Raw genomic sequence first — 14,064 nt, 5'->3', positions numbered from 1 at the left:
ATTTGTCCAACGTCTTATATTGACGTTCTCGAAGATGTGGTGGTTCTTGAGAATTCGATGTCAGGCGAGCTCGATGAGGTCCCGGTATTCGGTGGACCAGAAGTCCTCGGTGCCATCCGGCAACAGCACCACACGCTGCGGATCCAGGGCCTCGGCCGCACCCGGATCGTGGGTCACCAACACGACTGCACCCTGGTAGCTGCGCAGCGCGTCGAGAACCTGCTCGCGTGACGCGGGGTCGAGGTTGTTGGTCGGCTCGTCCAGCAACAACACGTTGGCCGTCGAAGCGACCAGGCCGGCCAGCGCCAACCGCGTCTTCTCACCGCCGGACAGGGTGCCCGCAGGCTGATCCAGCTGAGGGCCAGTGAACATGAAGGCACCCAACAGACCTCGAAGATCCTGCTCGCCGGTGTCCGGCGCGGCGTGACGGATGTTCTCCCAGACGGTCGCCTCGTTGTCGAGGGTGTCGTGTTCCTGGGCGAAGTATCCGATCTTGCACCCGTGCCCGGGTTCCAGGACTCCGGCGTCGGCGGTCTCGGCGCCGGCGAGCAGCCGCAGCAATGTCGTCTTGCCCGCACCGTTGAGTCCGAGCACCACCACCCGGGATCCGCGGTCGATCGCCAGATCGACACCGGTGAAGATCTCCAGCGACCCGTAGGTCTTGGTCAGCCCCTTGGCCACCAGCGGGGTCTTACCGCACGGCGCCGGCGTGGGGAACTTGATACGGGCCACCTTGTCGGCCACCCGCTCGGCGTCGAGCTCGGCGATCATCCGCTCGGCCCGACGCAACATGTTCTGTGCGGCAACGGCTTTGGTGGCCTTTGCGCCCATCTTGGCGGCCTGGGCCCGCAAGGCGCCCGCCTTCTTCTCGGCGTTGGCACGTTCGCGGCGACGACGCTGTTCGTCGGTCGCGCGCGCGTCGAGGTACTTCTTCCAGCCCATGTTGTAAACATCGGCCTCGCCGCGTACCGCATCGAGGAACCACACCCGGTTGACGACCTCGTCGAGCAGCTCGACATCGTGGCTGATGACCACGAGTCCACCGGTGTGGTTGTGAAGGAAGTCGCGGAGCCAGCCGATCGAGTCGGCGTCGAGGTGGTTGGTGGGCTCGTCGAGTAAGAGAGTGGTGGCAGATCCCGAACCGGTGTCGCTGGCCGCGAACAGGATGCGGGCCAGCTCGACGCGCCGGCGCTGGCCACCGGAGAGCGTGCGCAGCGGCTGCGTCAGCACCCGATCGGGCAGGCCCAGGCTGGCGCAGATCCGGCCGGCCTCGCTCTCGGCGGCGTAACCACCCAGCGCCGAGAACCGCTCCTCCAACTGCCCGTAGCGGCGCACCGCCTTGTCGCGGGCCGCATCGTCGGCCACCTCGGCCATCAAGACCTGCTGCTTCTCCAGGTCCGCCAGCAGCGTGTCGAGACCGCGCGCCGAGAGCACCCGGTCGCGGGCCAGGACGTCGAGGTCGCCTTCTTTGGGGTCCTGGGGCAGGTAACCGACCTCGCCCGTACGCGAGATGCTGCCGGCGTACGGCTCACCTTCCCCTGCCAGGATGCGCATGGTGGTGGTCTTGCCTGCGCCGTTGCGCCCGACCAGTCCGATCCGGTCGCCGGGCTGCACGCGCAGGGCGGAGCCCTCGAAGGACAGCAGCGTGCGCGCGCCGGCGCGGACCTCCAGGTCCGTTGCGGTGATCACGCTGCGTCCTCCTCGGTGTCTGTGTTACTTCTCGTCGGTAAATACGGCGGGGCGCTTCTCCGCGCGCGCGGCAACCGCTTCCTCGAAGTTTGCGGTGAGCAGGCGCACGAAAAGTTGTCCCAGGCCCTCGGCCTGCATGTGCCCCTCCAGGCTAGCGGCGTCCAGTCCACTCCAAAGTGTGCGCTTGGTCAACTCGATACCCGGCCGGGAGAACGCCGCCATGCGGTCCGCCATCGAGTAGCAGGCGTCCAGGAGCGCCTCCTCGGCCACCACGCTGGAGACCAGACCGATGCGCTCTGCCTCCTGCGCGTCGACGTCACGGCCTGTCAGCATGATCTCGAACGCCCGTGACGACCCGATCGCCCGCGGCAGCAGGTAGGACAAGCCCAGCTCACTGGCGGTAAGCCCGTTGTTGATCCCCGCGGCGCGGAAGTAGGCGCCCTCGGCGGCGACCCGAACGTCACACGCCAGCGCCAGGCAGAGGCCGCCCCCGATGGCCGCGCCGTTGACGGCGGCGATCACCGGCTGGTGCAGCCGCCGTAGGGCGAGAATCACATCGTCGAGGATCTCCATCGACCGCAGGGCGTACGTCGGCCTGGTCAGACCGGCGACGTGCGGAACGGAGCCGGCCGACTTGTGATCGGCCCCGGACGAGAAGCCCCGGCCGGCCCCGGTAAGCACCACGACGCGCACGCTGTTGTCGTAGCGGAGGTCTTCGAGGACGCCCTTGAGCGGCACCATGACGTCGAACGCCATCGAGTTCATCCGCTCAGGCCGGTTGAGGGTCACCAGGGCCACGTCCGGTCGCGGACGGTCAACCAGTACGAATTCGTTCTGCGCAGTCACGGACAGCACGCTATCGCGTGCCGTTCATCACACCTGTTCGGCGTCGCCCTCAGCGGCCTGCTCTTTCATGGCCGCGTCGATGTCGAATTCCTTGATCTTCTGAACCAGATCCTCCAGCGCCGCCGGTGGCAGTGCTCCGGCCTGGTTGAAGACCAGCTTGCCCTTCTTGAACGCCATCAGGGTCGGGATCGACCGGATGTCGGCAGCCGCGGCGAGCCCCTGCTCGGCCTCGGTGTCCACCTTGGCGAACACGACGTCAGGGTGCTGCTCCGAGGCGGCCTTGAACGTCGGTGCGAAGGCACGACACGGTCCGCACCACGACGCCCAGAAATCCACCAGCACGATGTCGTTGCCGTTGACGATGTCATTGAACTGATCTGCGGTGATGTCCTGCGTACTCACACTTTTCCTAACGTCGGGGCGTAGCGGCCTGTTCCCACCATATGGGCAATATGAACTGGCAGCAGGCTTTCGGCGGGCGCGCGCCGCCGAAAGCCACCCCCGCGCCCGCCTGGCGTCAGGACGTCAGGCCGGCACTTCCCGTTGATACGGGCGTCCCGACTCGAATCGCCAGATCGCGTGGTGAAGGGCGGCGTTCTCCCAGTCCGCGGATTCCGACGCGGCGCGCAGCAGCGCGGCGGCGGGCGTGGCCGTACCCGCCTCGCGGGCGACGTAGCCCGCCACCGCCCGGTCCACCGTGACGCCGGGGACCTGCGCGAGCGTCACCAGATAACCCCATGTGAAACCTGACTGCTGCCCCGGCACCGCGCACCACGCGGCCTTGGCCGCGGCGCGGCGATCGTCGTCCTGGGCGGCCGTACGGAGGTCCTCGGCCGTCCGGATGCCCAGTTCGACGAGGGCCCCGGCGGCCGCAAGGAGTGCGACCGACCGCAGCGGCGCACCCTTGGCGGTGGAGGTCGGGCGACGGTTGCCGATCTGCGACGCCCACTGCCGCGGTCCGCCGAGGCCGTGGATGCTCGCCAGCAATTCCGGGGCGCCGTCGGAGTCGGCGTCGCCCCCTTGCCCGGCCCGGTGACCGCGATACCGCTCAACGATCCGCTCGACGGTCTGATGACGTGCTCCCGTGACATAGATCGCATCAATGATGCACAGCGCCAACGCGTTTGGATAAGCAGTGGGATCCGGCCAGCCCGCCGGGTCGCCGAGATCGCGTTCGCAGGCCGCGTGCAGTCGTTCAGCTTCGGTGCTCATCGTGGTGCCTTCCGATTACGTGGGAACGCCATCCGTCCCCTTGCGCCGAAAGCTAAAGACGCCGGCCGACAAACCACCCCGGGATCGGCTCAGAATCGGGAGTTATCCACAGGGCTGGTTGTTGCTCTACCGGCACGCTCGGTCGACGTTGGCCAGCAGTTGCGCCTGCCGCCTCGGCCACCAGGAGAGTTCGACCGCCAGCGCCGCCAAGTAGATGACCGACACCACGGCATTGCCGACCGATCCGAATACGGCGTCCCACAACGCGCTTGCCAAGGCGACGACGAGCACCAACGGCAGCAGCCAGCGAAACGGGCGAGCCGTCTCCGCCGCCTCGTGCACTCCGCGGCCGTAGTCGCGGGCGGCGTCAGCCAATCGCGGATCCTCGATGCGCCGACCGGCGCGGGCAGCGCGCACGACGGCCACGCGCTCGGCTCCGGTCAACTGCTTCGACATCGGCCAGTACCGGGCCATCCGGCGCGCCATCCAGATGCCGTAGAACGTGCCGACGATCACGAGGACCAGCACGCCCGAGACCCAGAACCCAGAGTCCAGCCAGGAGAGCGCACCCAGCACCAAGCCCACACCTGCGCCGACGATCAGCGCCCGACCCGCGAAGCCGCTACGCCAGACGAACGCCGGGACCGTGATCACACGGTCATTGTGCGGTGTCTGTCGGGATCTAGACCGTGAAACCGAGAGCGCGTAACTGCTCGCGCCCGTCGTCGGTGATCTTGTCCGGGCCCCACGGCGGGTTCCAGACCCAGTTGATCTTGATCTCGTTGACCAGCCCGGCGCCCACCAACGCGGTACGCGACTGGTCCTCGATCACGTCGGTCAGCGGACAGGCAGCCGAGGTCAGCGTCATGTCGATAAGGGCGACCTTGCCGGCGTCACCTTCCTCGACATTGAGGCCGTACACCAGGCCCAGGTCGACGACGTTGATGCCCAGCTCGGGATCCACGACGTCGCGCATGGCCTCCTCGACGTCGGCCAGCAGTTCGTCAGAAGCGGTCTCGCTCATCGCTTGTCCTCCACGTCGTCGCTGGCCTGCACCAGCGCATCCTTAAAAGCCATCCAACCCAGGAGCGCGCACTTCACCCGCGCCGGGTATTTGGCGACACCGGCGAACGCGATGCCGTCACCGAGTACATCTTCGTCCCCCTCAACGTTGCCGCGTGAGGAAATCATCTCGGTGAACGCCTCGACCGTCTTGAGTGCATCGCCGACGCTCAAGCCGATGACCTGATCGGTGAGCACAGAAGTGGCGGCCTGACTGATCGAGCAGCCCTGCCCGTCGTAGGAGATGTCGGCGACCGTCTCCGCATCGTCGGAGAGTGCGACCCGCAACGTCACCTCGTCTCCGCAGGTCGGGTTGACGTGATGTACCTCGGCAGCGAAGGGCTCCCGCAGTCCGCGGTGATGCGGATGCTTGTAGTGGTCCAGGATCACTTCCTGGTACATCTGTTCCATTTTCACGAGAAGAACTCCACGGCACGCTTGATGCCGGCCACCAGGCGATCCACCTCGTCGAGCGTGTTGTACACCGCGAACGATGCACGAGCCGTCGCGGCGATCCCGAAATGACGATGCAGCGGCCAGGCGCAGTGGTGCCCGACGCGTACCGCGACGCCCTCGTCGTCGAGCACCTGCCCGACATCGTGGGCGTGGATCCCGTCGACCACGAAACTGACCGGCGATCCGCGGTGCTCGGTCGTCGTCGGTCCGATGATGCGGACTTGTGGCAGGCCGGCCAGACCGGTCAGGGCGGCCGCCACCAATTCCGCTTCGTGCGCCTCGACCGCATCCATCCCGATGTCGCTCAAATACCGCGCGGCAGCGGCCAATCCGACCACCTGCGAGGTCATCGGGGTGCCTGCCTCGAAACGCTGCGGGGCCGGCGCGTACGTGGTCTGTTCCATCGTGACGGTCTCGATCATCGAACCGCCCGTGATGAACGGCGGCATCGAGTTCAGCAGCTGCTGCCGGCCGTAGAGCACGCCGATACCCGTGGGCCCCAGCATCTTGTGACCCGAGAAAGCCGCGAAGTCGACGTCGAGGGCATGGAAGTCGACCGGCTGGTGCGGCACCGACTGGCACGCGTCCAGCACGGTCAGTGCACCGACCGCCTTGGCCCGCGACACCAACTCGCCCACCGGGGCAACCGCGCCCGTGACGTTCGAATGATGGCTGAACGCCACCACTTTCACCCGCTCGTCGAGTTCCAGCGAATCGAGATCGATACGGCCGTCGTCGGTGACGCCGTACCAGCGAAGCGTCGCACCGGTGCGCTGGGCCAGTTCCTGCCACGGGATCAGGTTCGCGTGGTGTTCCAGCTCGGTGGTGACGATGACATCGCCAGGGCCGACCGCGTGCTCGAACCGCTTGTCCCCCAGCACATACGACACCAGGTTGATCGACTCGGTGGCGTTCTTGGTGAACACCAGTTCGTCGGGCTCGGCACCGACGAACGCCGCGATATCCGCACGGCCCTGCTCGTAGGCGTCGGTGGCCTCTTCCATCAGCTGGTGTGCGCCACGGTGCACCGCACCGTTGGAGGTGGTGAGGAATTCGCGTTCGGCGTCGAGGACCTGTAGCGGCTTCTGTGACGTCGCACCGGAATCCAGATACGCGAGCTGTTTCCCACCGCGCATCACCCGGCTCAGAATCGGGAAATCAGCTCTGATCCTGGCCAGCCCGGCTTGGTCCAATGTCGTCGCCGAGGTGGTCATGTCAGGCTCCGACGGCTTGGGTGAAGCGCACGTATCCGTTCTCTTCGAGCTCGTCGGCGAGTTCGGGTCCGCCCGATTCCACGATGCGACCGCCCACGAACACATGCACGAACTGCGGCTGGATGTAGCGCAGGATCCGGGTGTAGTGGGTGATCAGCAGGACGCCGCCGTGCTCGGCCTCGGCGTAGCGGTTGACACCCTCGCTCACGATGCGCAGCGCGTCGACGTCCAGGCCCGAGTCGGTCTCGTCGAGGATCGCGATCTTCGGCTTGAGCAGGCCCAGCTGCAGGATCTCGTGGCGCTTCTTCTCACCGCCGGAGAATCCCTCGTTGACGCTGCGCTCGCCGAACGCCGGATCGATCTCCAGCTCGTCCATCGCGCCCTTGACTTCCTTGACCCAGTGGCGCAGCTTCGGCGCCTCGCCCCGAACGGCAGTGGCCGCGGTGCGCAGGAAGTTCGACATCGACACCCCGGGCACCTCGACCGGGTACTGCATCGCCAGGAACAGACCCGCCCGGGCCCGTTCGTCGATGCTCATCTCGAGGACGTCCTGTCCGTCGAGCGTGATCGAACCGGAGGTGACGGTGTACTTGGGGTGCCCGGCGATGGCGTACGACAGCGTCGACTTGCCGGAACCGTTGGGGCCCATGACCGCGTGGGTCTCCCCCGACTTCACGGTGAGGTCGACACCCTTGAGGATCGGGATCTCGGTGTTCTCAGCGCCTTCGGCGGCGTTGACCGAGACGTGCAGGTCCTTGATTTCCAGAGTGGTCATTAGTGCGTAGCTTTCGATTCGGTGATGGCAAGTTCTTTTTCGATGGCTGCGGTCAGGCGCTCACGCACCTCGGGGACAGCGATCTTGGCGATGATCTCGTTGAAGAATCCGCGAACCACCAGGCGTCGAGCCTGATCCTCGGGGATGCCGCGGGCGCGCAGATAGAACAACTGCTCGTCGTCGAAACGCCCGGTGGCACTGGCGTGCCCGGCACCGACGATCTCGCCGGTCTCGATTTCGAGGTTGGGCACCGAATCGGCGCGGGCGCCGTCGGTGAGCACCAGGTTGCGGTTCACCTCGAAGGTGTCGGTACCGGTGGCCTCGGCCCGGATCAGCACGTCGCCGATCCACACCGTGTGCGCGTCGGGCTTGCTGGAATCCGGATCACCCTGCAACGCACCCTTGTAGAGGACGTCGGACTTACAGTGCGGCTGAGCGTGGTCGACCAGCAGCCGCGACTCGAAGAACTGACCGTCGTCGGCGAAGTAGGTGCCGAGCATCTTGGCGTCACCGCCGGGTCCGGTGAACCGCACGGTGGCCGCGGTACGCACCACGTCGCCACCGAGGGTGACGTTGACGTGTCCGAGCACCGCGTCCTTGCCGAGCTTGGCGTGGTGGGCGCTGACATGCACCATGTCGTCGGCCCAGTCGGCGATCCAGATCAATCCGAGGCCGGCCGAATCGCCGACGATGATCTCGACGTTGTCGGCGTAGGTTCCGCTGCCGCGCAGGTCGACAACCACGATCGCGCGGGACAGTTCCTCGACCCGGATCTGCAGGTGTCCGTAGCCCACGGTGTCCACACCGGGTCCGTCCACGACGATCTCGATGGGCTCGGCCACCTCGGTGTCGCGCTCGACCGTCACCACGGTCGCCGTCTCGAACGACGAGAATGCCTGGGCGGCAACACGATCGGTGGGCACGCCACCCTCGCCGAGCCGCTTGTCGTCACGGCCGACGGTCTCCACGGTCACGCCGGGCCGCTCGGTCACGGTGATGCCGGCGTGGGCGTTCGCGACGGCCGAGCCGTCGTGCAGGCCGCGAAGCCGCTTGAGCGGGGTGAACCGCCACAGCTCGTCGCGACCGCCGGGCACCTCGAAGGCGTTGACGTCGAACGATGCGAACAACTCGCCCTTGTTGGCGGCGACCCCTTCGACCGCTTCAGTCAGATTCTGTGTCACTTAACCGACCGCGCCTTCCATTTGCAGCTCGATCAGCCGGTTGAGCTCGAGCGCGTATTCCATGGGCAGTTCCTTGGCGATGGGCTCGACGAAGCCGCGCACCACCATCGCCATCGCCTCGTCCTCGGTCAGGCCGCGGCTCATCAGGTAGAACAGCTGATCCTCGCTGACCTTGGACACGGTGGCCTCGTGACCCATCGTGACGTCGTCCTCACGGATGTCCACGTACGGGTAGGTGTCCGAGCGGCTGATCGTATCGACCAGCAGCGCATCGCATTTCACGCTCGACTTGCTGCCGTGCGCACCCTTGTTGACCTGGACCAGGCCGCGGTAGGACGCGCGGCCACCGCCGCGGGCCACCGACTTGGACACGATGTTGGACGACGTGTGCGGAGCCAGGTGCAGCATCTTGGCCCCGGTGTCCTGGTGCTGGCCCTCACCGGCGAACGCCACCGAGAGCACCTCGCCCTTGGCGTGCTCACCGGTCATCCACACGGCCGGGTACTTCATCGTGACCTTGGAGCCGATGTTGCCGTCGATCCACTCCATGGTGGCGCCGGCCTCGGCCCGGGCCCGCTTGGTGACCAGGTTGTAGACGTTGTTCGACCAATTCTGGATCGTGGTGTAGCGCACCCGGGCTCCGGGCTTGACGACGATCTCGACGACCGCGGAGTGCAGCGAATCGGACTTGTAGATCGGCGCGGTACAACCCTCGACGTAGTGCACGTAAGAGCCCTCGTCGGCGATGATCAGCGTCCGCTCGAACTGGCCCATGTTCTCGGTGTTGATCCGGAAGTAGGCCTGCAGCGGGATGTCGACGTGCACGCCCGGCGGCACGTAGATGAACGAGCCGCCAGACCACACCGCGGTGTTCAGGGCCGAGAACTTGTTGTCGCCGGCCGGGATCACGGTGCCGAAGTACTTCTTGAACAGTTCGGGATGTTCCTTCAGACCGGTGTCGGTGTCCAGGAAGATGACGCCCTGGGCCTCGAGGTCCTCGCGGATCGAGTGGTAGACCACCTCCGACTCGTACTGCGCGGCGACACCGGCGACCAGGCGCTGCTTCTCGGCCTCCGGGATGCCGAGGCGGTCATAGGTGTTCTTGATGTCCTCGGGCAGTTCCTCCCAGGACGCGGCCTGCTTCTCGCTGGACCGCACGAAGTACTTGATGTTGTCGAAGTCGATGCCCTCGAGGTTGGAACCCCAGTGCGGCATGGGCTTCTTGTCGAAGGTGCGCAACGCCTTCAGCCGGACGTCGAGCATCCATTCCGGCTCGCTCTTCTTGGCCGAGATGTCACGCACGACGGCTTCGGACAGGCCGCGCTGCGCACTTGCGCCCGCGACATCCGAGTCCGACCAGCCGTAGCCGTAGTTGCCCAGTGACGCGATGGTCTCTTCCTGGGTCAATGGCGTTTCGGGCGTGATGGTCATGTCGCCGCTCCTTGCTTGCTCGCTGTTTGGCTTGTCACTGCGGTCGTCCGGGCGCGGGCTGTGCTCCGAACTTTCGTAGCGCTGTCTGTACTTGTCTTGGCCTCGACGCTGTCCACATCGAGTGGGACGTGAGTGGTGCAGGCGCAGTCACCGTTGACGATCGTGGCCAGGCGCTGCACGTGGGTGCCCAGGATCTCGGCGAACGCCTCGCTCTCCGTCTCGCACAACTCCGGGAATTCCTCGGCGACGTGCGAAACCGGACAGTGATGCTGACAGATCTGAACCCCGTGGATCGGGCCGTCCACCGGCGTCGTGGTGGTGGCGTACCCGGCCCGGGTCAGCGCGTCGGCGACGCGCTCGGCGGTATCGGCGACTCCGCCGGACCCCTCGGTGACCCCGGCCAGGATGGAGTCCATCCGGCGCCGCGCGAAAGTCCGCACGGCATCCTTGCCGCCGATCTCGCGCAATTGCCGAATCGCGGCGACCGCGAGGTCGTCGTAGGTGTGGCCGAGCTTGGCGCGCCCCGCGGCCGTCAACCGGTACCGCTTGGCCGGGCGGCCCCTGCCGTTGTGCTGCCACGCCGCGGCGGCACTGGCCTGCGCATCGCCGGCTTCGATCAGGGCATCGAGGTGACGACGCACACCGGCAGCCGAAATTCCGAGCCGCTCGCCGATCTGCCCGGCCGTGATGGGGCCTTCGAGCAACAGATGGATGATCGCCCGCCGGGTATGCCCGTCGGAGGCCGGCACCACGTCGTTGACCGGCTTCGGCACACTGACCGAAGCTGGGCTCGAAGCAGAGCCCGCAGCCGTACGACGCATTTTCACAACACCATTGTGACGGAATTCCACGCAGGGTTCTAGCAAGGGCACCCTTACGTGACCTGGGCCACCGTTGCCTGGCGAGGGCCGCCTCCGTCGACGGTTACGCTGCCCTGATGGCAAGCCGCCTGTCGACCTTCAGCTCATCGATCGCCCGGTGGCACGGCGACGAACGGACCGTCGGGTCCCCACTCAACGCCTCCGAGGTCATCGCGCAGCGCCGTACCCGGCTGTTCGGGGCCACCGGAACCGTCCTGATGGCGATCGGCGCCCTCGGTGCGGGAGCCCGCCCCGTCGTGCAGGACCCCACCTTCGGGGTGCGGCTGCTCAACCTGCCCTCCCGCATCCAGACCGTGTCGCTGACGATGACCACCACCGGTGCGGTGATGATGGCGCTGGCCTGGCTCATGCTCGGACGCTTCGCGCTCGGCCCCCGGCGGATGTCGCGCAGTCAGCTCGACCGCACGCTGTTGCTGTGGGCCATCCCCCTGCTGATCGCGCCGCCGATGTACAGCAAGGACGTCTACTCGTACCTGGCCCAGAGCGAGATCGGCTACATCGGTCTCAACCCCTACAAGGTCGGCCCGGCGACCGGCCTCGGCCTCGATCACGTGTTCACGTTGTCGGTGCCCAGCCTGTGGCGCGAGACCCCGGCCCCGTACGGGCCGCTCTTCCTGTGGATCGGCGAGAGCATCTCGGCGCTGACCGGCGAGAACATCGTCGCCGCTGTGCTGTGCCACCGCGTCGTGGTGCTGCTCGGTGTCGGGCTCATCGTGTGGGCGACGCCGCGGCTGGCCCGACGCTGCGGCGTCGCCGAGGTCAGCGCACTGTGGCTGGGCGCCTGTAATCCCCTGCTGTTCATGCACCTGGTGGCGGGGATCCACAACGAGGCCCTGATGCTCGGGCTGATGCTGGCCGGCACGGAGTTCGCGCTGCGCGGCATCGACGCGGCCGCGCCCCTGATCCCGCGGCCGCTGACCTGGCCACATTCCCGCGAGGACTGGGAGCACTGGTATCCCGCGGCGATGCTGCTGCTCGGGACGGTGCTGATCACCCTGTCCTCCCAGGTCAAGCTGCCGTCGCTACTGGCACTGGGATTCGTCGCGATGGCCCTGGCCTGGCGTCTGGGCGGCACGATCAAGGCGTTCTTCGTGGCGAGTGTCCCGCTCGGCGCGGTGTCCCTGGCCGTGATGGCCCTGATCGGCTGGGCCAGCGGGCTGGGATTCGGGTGGCTGGGCACCCTGGGCACCGCCAACGTCGTGCGCAGCTGGATGTCACCACCGACATTGCTGGCCCTGGGCACCGGCCAGGTCGGCATCCTGTTGGGTCTCGGTGACCACACCACCGCGGTCCTCGCCCTGACCCGCGCCATCGGCGTCTTCTTGATCGCGATCCTGGTCAGCTGGCTGCTGCTGGCGGTGATGCGCGGCCGCCTGCATGCCGTGGGTGGCCTGGGCGTCGCCCTCGGCGGCACGATCCTGCTGTTCCCCGTGGTGCAACCGTGGTATCTGCTATGGGCGGTGATCCCGTTGGCCGCGTGGGCAACCCGGCCAGGGTTCCGCGGATCCACGATCGCCATCACCCTGGTCGTCGGCATCTTCGGTCCGACGGCCAACGGCGACCGGTTCACCTTGTTCCAGATCGTGATGGCGACGCTGGCCAGCGCGCTGATCGTGCTGATCCTGATCGGGCTGACGTGGCGCCGGCTACCGTGGCGCGCGTCACGTCAGACGGACACAAGCCCACCGCCGGCACGCACGCAGTCCCCCGACGCCTACGCTGAATCCCCGTGACCTCGCGTTCTGAACATCCGGTGCTGCTCCGCGGCGTCAGCAAGCGCTACGGATCGACAACAGCGGTCGCCAACCTCGACCTCGACGTGCAACGCGCCGAGGTGCTCGCCCTGCTCGGCCCCAACGGCGCGGGCAAGACCACCACCGTCGAGATGTGCGAGGGCTTCATCCGCCCCGACGGCGGCCGGGTCGAGATCCTCGGCCTGGATCCCGTTGCCGACAACGCCCAGTTGCGTGAGCGGATCGGCGTGATGCTGCAGGGCGGCGGCGGGTACCCCGCGGCGAAGGCCGGCGAGATGCTCGATCTGGTCGCCTCCTACGCCGCCGATCCCCTCGATCCGGCCTGGTTGATGGACACCCTCGGCCTGACCGAATCCGCCCGCACCACCTACCGGCGGTTGTCGGGCGGCCAGCAGCAACGACTGGCGCTGGCCTGCGCCGTGGTGGGTCGCCCCGAGTTGGTGTTCCTCGACGAGCCCACCGCCGGGATGGACGCCCACGCCCGAATTGTGGTGTGGGAGTTGATCGATGCGCTGCGCCGTGACGGTGTCACCGTGGTGCTGACCACCCACCATCTCACCGAGGCCGAAGAACTCGCCGACCGGATCGTCATCATCGATCACGGCGTTGCCGTCGCCACCGGCACGCCGGCCGAGCTGACCCGCAGCGGCGCCGAGAACCAGCTGCGATTCAGCGCGCCGCGCAAGCTCGACCTGTCCCTGCTGACCGCCGCCCTGCCGGAGAACTACAAGGCCACCGAGACCGCTCCCGGCGAGTACCTGGTCGAGGGCCACATCGATCCGCAGGTACTGGCCACCGTGACGGCGTGGTGCGCCCGGCTCGACGTGCTCGCCACGGATATGCGGGTGGAGCAGCGCAGCCTCGAAGATGTATTCCTCGACCTGACAGGACGGGAGCTGCGGTCATGACGAGTGCGCCGAACAGATTCGCCCCGGGCACCTTCTCCCCGGACCCCCGCCCGGCCAAGGTGCCTGCCATGCTGGCCGCCCAGTTCGGGCTGGAACTGAAGTTGCTGCTGCGCAACGGCGAACAGCTGCTGCTGACCATGTTCATCCCCATCACGCTGCTGGTCGGGATGACACTGCTGCCGCTGGGCTCGTTCGGTGACAATCGGGCGGCAACCTTCACCCCGGCCATCATGGCGCTGGCCCTGATCTCCACGGCGTTCACCGGGCAGGCCATCGCGGTGGCCTTCGACCGCCGGTACGGCGCCCTCAAACGGCTCGGCGCCACCGCACTCCCGGTGTGGGGCATCATCGCAGGCAAGTCGCTGGCCGTGGTGACCGTCGTGTTCTTGCAGGCGATCCTGTTGGGCGCCATCGGTTTTGCGCTGGGCTGGCGCCCGTCGCCGGCCGGCCTGGCGCTGGGTGCGGTGATCATCGCGCTGGGTACAGCCACGTTCGCCGCGTTGGGGCTGCTGCTCGGCGGCACCCTGAAGGCCGAGATCGTGCTGGCGCTGGCGAACCTGCTGTGGTTCGTGTTCGCCGGCCTCGGCGCACTGACCCTGGAAGGCGGCCCGGTTCCGTCCGCGCTGCGCTGGGCTGCCCGGCTGACGCCATCGGG

The 14,064-nt window shown here is 67.2% G+C and carries 15 protein-coding genes; 3 read left to right on the top strand and 12 right to left on the bottom strand.

Features of this window, described 5'->3' with window-relative positions; all coding sequences use genetic code 11:
• Positions 1-60: 60 nt before the first annotated feature.
• The 12 genes from TX88_RS16735 to TX88_RS16680 form a co-directional block, all read right to left on the bottom strand.
• Complete coding sequence (locus TX88_RS16735) at positions 61-1,689, bottom strand: ABC-F family ATP-binding cassette domain-containing protein (RefSeq protein WP_044518303.1); 1,629 nt, start codon at positions 1,687-1,689, stop codon at positions 61-63.
• 24 nt (positions 1,690-1,713) lie between these two features.
• Positions 1,714-2,544, bottom strand: coding sequence for an enoyl-CoA hydratase (locus tag TX88_RS16730; protein ID WP_044518302.1), 831 nt, complete (start codon positions 2,542-2,544; stop codon positions 1,714-1,716).
• 18 nt (positions 2,545-2,562) lie between these two features.
• Entirely contained in the window at positions 2,563-2,937 is a 375-nt protein-coding gene (gene trxA, locus TX88_RS16725) for a thioredoxin (protein ID WP_044518301.1), read from the bottom strand.
• A gap of 123 nt (positions 2,938-3,060) precedes the next feature.
• Complete coding sequence (locus TX88_RS16720; protein ID WP_044518299.1) at positions 3,061-3,747, bottom strand: DUF8548 family protein; 687 nt, start codon at positions 3,745-3,747, stop codon at positions 3,061-3,063.
• A gap of 126 nt (positions 3,748-3,873) precedes the next feature.
• Positions 3,874-4,401, bottom strand: a complete 528-nt coding sequence (locus TX88_RS16715; RefSeq protein WP_044518297.1) for a hypothetical protein — start codon at positions 4,399-4,401, stop codon at positions 3,874-3,876.
• 28 nt (positions 4,402-4,429) lie between these two features.
• A complete protein-coding gene (locus tag TX88_RS16710; RefSeq protein ID WP_044518296.1) occupies positions 4,430-4,771 on the bottom strand; it encodes a metal-sulfur cluster assembly factor in 342 nt (113 codons plus the stop codon).
• Positions 4,768-5,220: a Fe-S cluster assembly sulfur transfer protein SufU gene (sufU, locus tag TX88_RS16705; protein WP_210741441.1), complete on the bottom strand. Its 453-nt coding sequence runs from the start codon at positions 5,218-5,220 to the stop codon at positions 4,768-4,770. The genes TX88_RS16710 and sufU overlap by 4 nt, the downstream gene beginning before the upstream one ends.
• A 2-nt stretch (positions 5,221-5,222) precedes the next feature.
• Positions 5,223-6,479: a cysteine desulfurase gene (locus TX88_RS16700; RefSeq protein WP_044518292.1), complete on the bottom strand. Its 1,257-nt coding sequence runs from the start codon at positions 6,477-6,479 to the stop codon at positions 5,223-5,225.
• 1 nt (position 6,480) lies between these two features.
• Positions 6,481-7,254: a Fe-S cluster assembly ATPase SufC gene (sufC, locus tag TX88_RS16695; RefSeq protein WP_044518290.1), complete on the bottom strand. Its 774-nt coding sequence runs from the start codon at positions 7,252-7,254 to the stop codon at positions 6,481-6,483.
• Positions 7,254-8,435, bottom strand: a complete 1,182-nt coding sequence (sufD, locus tag TX88_RS16690; RefSeq protein WP_044518287.1) for a Fe-S cluster assembly protein SufD — start codon at positions 8,433-8,435, stop codon at positions 7,254-7,256. The genes sufC and sufD overlap by 1 nt, the downstream gene beginning before the upstream one ends.
• Positions 8,436-9,866: a Fe-S cluster assembly protein SufB gene (gene sufB, locus TX88_RS16685; protein ID WP_044518285.1), complete on the bottom strand. Its 1,431-nt coding sequence runs from the start codon at positions 9,864-9,866 to the stop codon at positions 8,436-8,438.
• Positions 9,863-10,687 (bottom strand): helix-turn-helix transcriptional regulator, encoded by an 825-nt coding sequence (locus tag TX88_RS16680; RefSeq protein WP_110917961.1) that lies wholly within the window; start codon positions 10,685-10,687, stop codon positions 9,863-9,865. The genes sufB and TX88_RS16680 overlap by 4 nt, the downstream gene beginning before the upstream one ends.
• 116 nt (positions 10,688-10,803) lie before the next feature.
• Between TX88_RS16680 and mptB the strand changes: the two genes are divergently transcribed.
• The 3 genes from mptB to TX88_RS16665 all read left to right on the top strand — a co-directional run.
• Complete coding sequence (gene mptB, locus TX88_RS16675; protein WP_044518283.1) at positions 10,804-12,480, top strand: polyprenol phosphomannose-dependent alpha 1,6 mannosyltransferase MptB; 1,677 nt, start codon at positions 10,804-10,806, stop codon at positions 12,478-12,480.
• Positions 12,477-13,409 (top strand): ABC transporter ATP-binding protein, encoded by a 933-nt coding sequence (locus tag TX88_RS16670; protein ID WP_044518281.1) that lies wholly within the window; start codon positions 12,477-12,479, stop codon positions 13,407-13,409. Before mptB ends, TX88_RS16670 begins: the two co-directional genes overlap by 4 nt.
• The coding region (locus TX88_RS16665) for an ABC transporter permease (RefSeq protein WP_044518279.1) at positions 13,406-14,064 on the top strand (659 nt) is incomplete at its 3' end. The genes TX88_RS16670 and TX88_RS16665, both read left to right, overlap by 4 nt.

Source organism: Mycolicibacterium septicum DSM 44393, assembly GCF_000455325.1.
Classification (GTDB): Bacteria; Actinomycetota; Actinomycetes; order Mycobacteriales; family Mycobacteriaceae; genus Mycobacterium; species Mycobacterium septicum.
The sequence above is the reverse complement of the archived record's forward strand: the minus strand, read 5'-3'. Positions and strand labels throughout refer to the sequence as shown.

What these genes read in the sequence shown, in the direction of transcription:
- TX88_RS16720 (WP_044518299.1), bottom strand. Translation starts at nt 3,747, where the DNA reads ATGAGCACCGAAGCTGAACGACTGCACGCGGCCTGCGAACGCGATCTC.
- TX88_RS16710 (WP_044518296.1), bottom strand. Translation starts at nt 4,771, where the DNA reads ATGAGCGAGACCGCTTCTGACGAACTGCTGGCCGACGTCGAGGAGGCC.
- sufU (WP_210741441.1), bottom strand. Translation starts at nt 5,220, where the DNA reads ATGGAACAGATGTACCAGGAAGTGATCCTGGACCACTACAAGCATCCG.
- TX88_RS16700 (WP_044518292.1), bottom strand. Translation starts at nt 6,479, where the DNA reads ATGACCACCTCGGCGACGACATTGGACCAAGCCGGGCTGGCCAGGATC.
- sufC (WP_044518290.1), bottom strand. Translation starts at nt 7,254, where the DNA reads ATGACCACTCTGGAAATCAAGGACCTGCACGTCTCGGTCAACGCCGCC.
- sufB (WP_044518285.1), bottom strand. Translation starts at nt 9,866, where the DNA reads ATGACCATCACGCCCGAAACGCCATTGACCCAGGAAGAGACCATCGCG.
- TX88_RS16680 (WP_110917961.1), bottom strand. Translation starts at nt 10,687, where the DNA reads ATGCGTCGTACGGCTGCGGGCTCTGCTTCGAGCCCAGCTTCGGTCAGT.
- mptB (WP_044518283.1), top strand. Translation starts at nt 10,804, where the DNA reads ATGGCAAGCCGCCTGTCGACCTTCAGCTCATCGATCGCCCGGTGGCAC.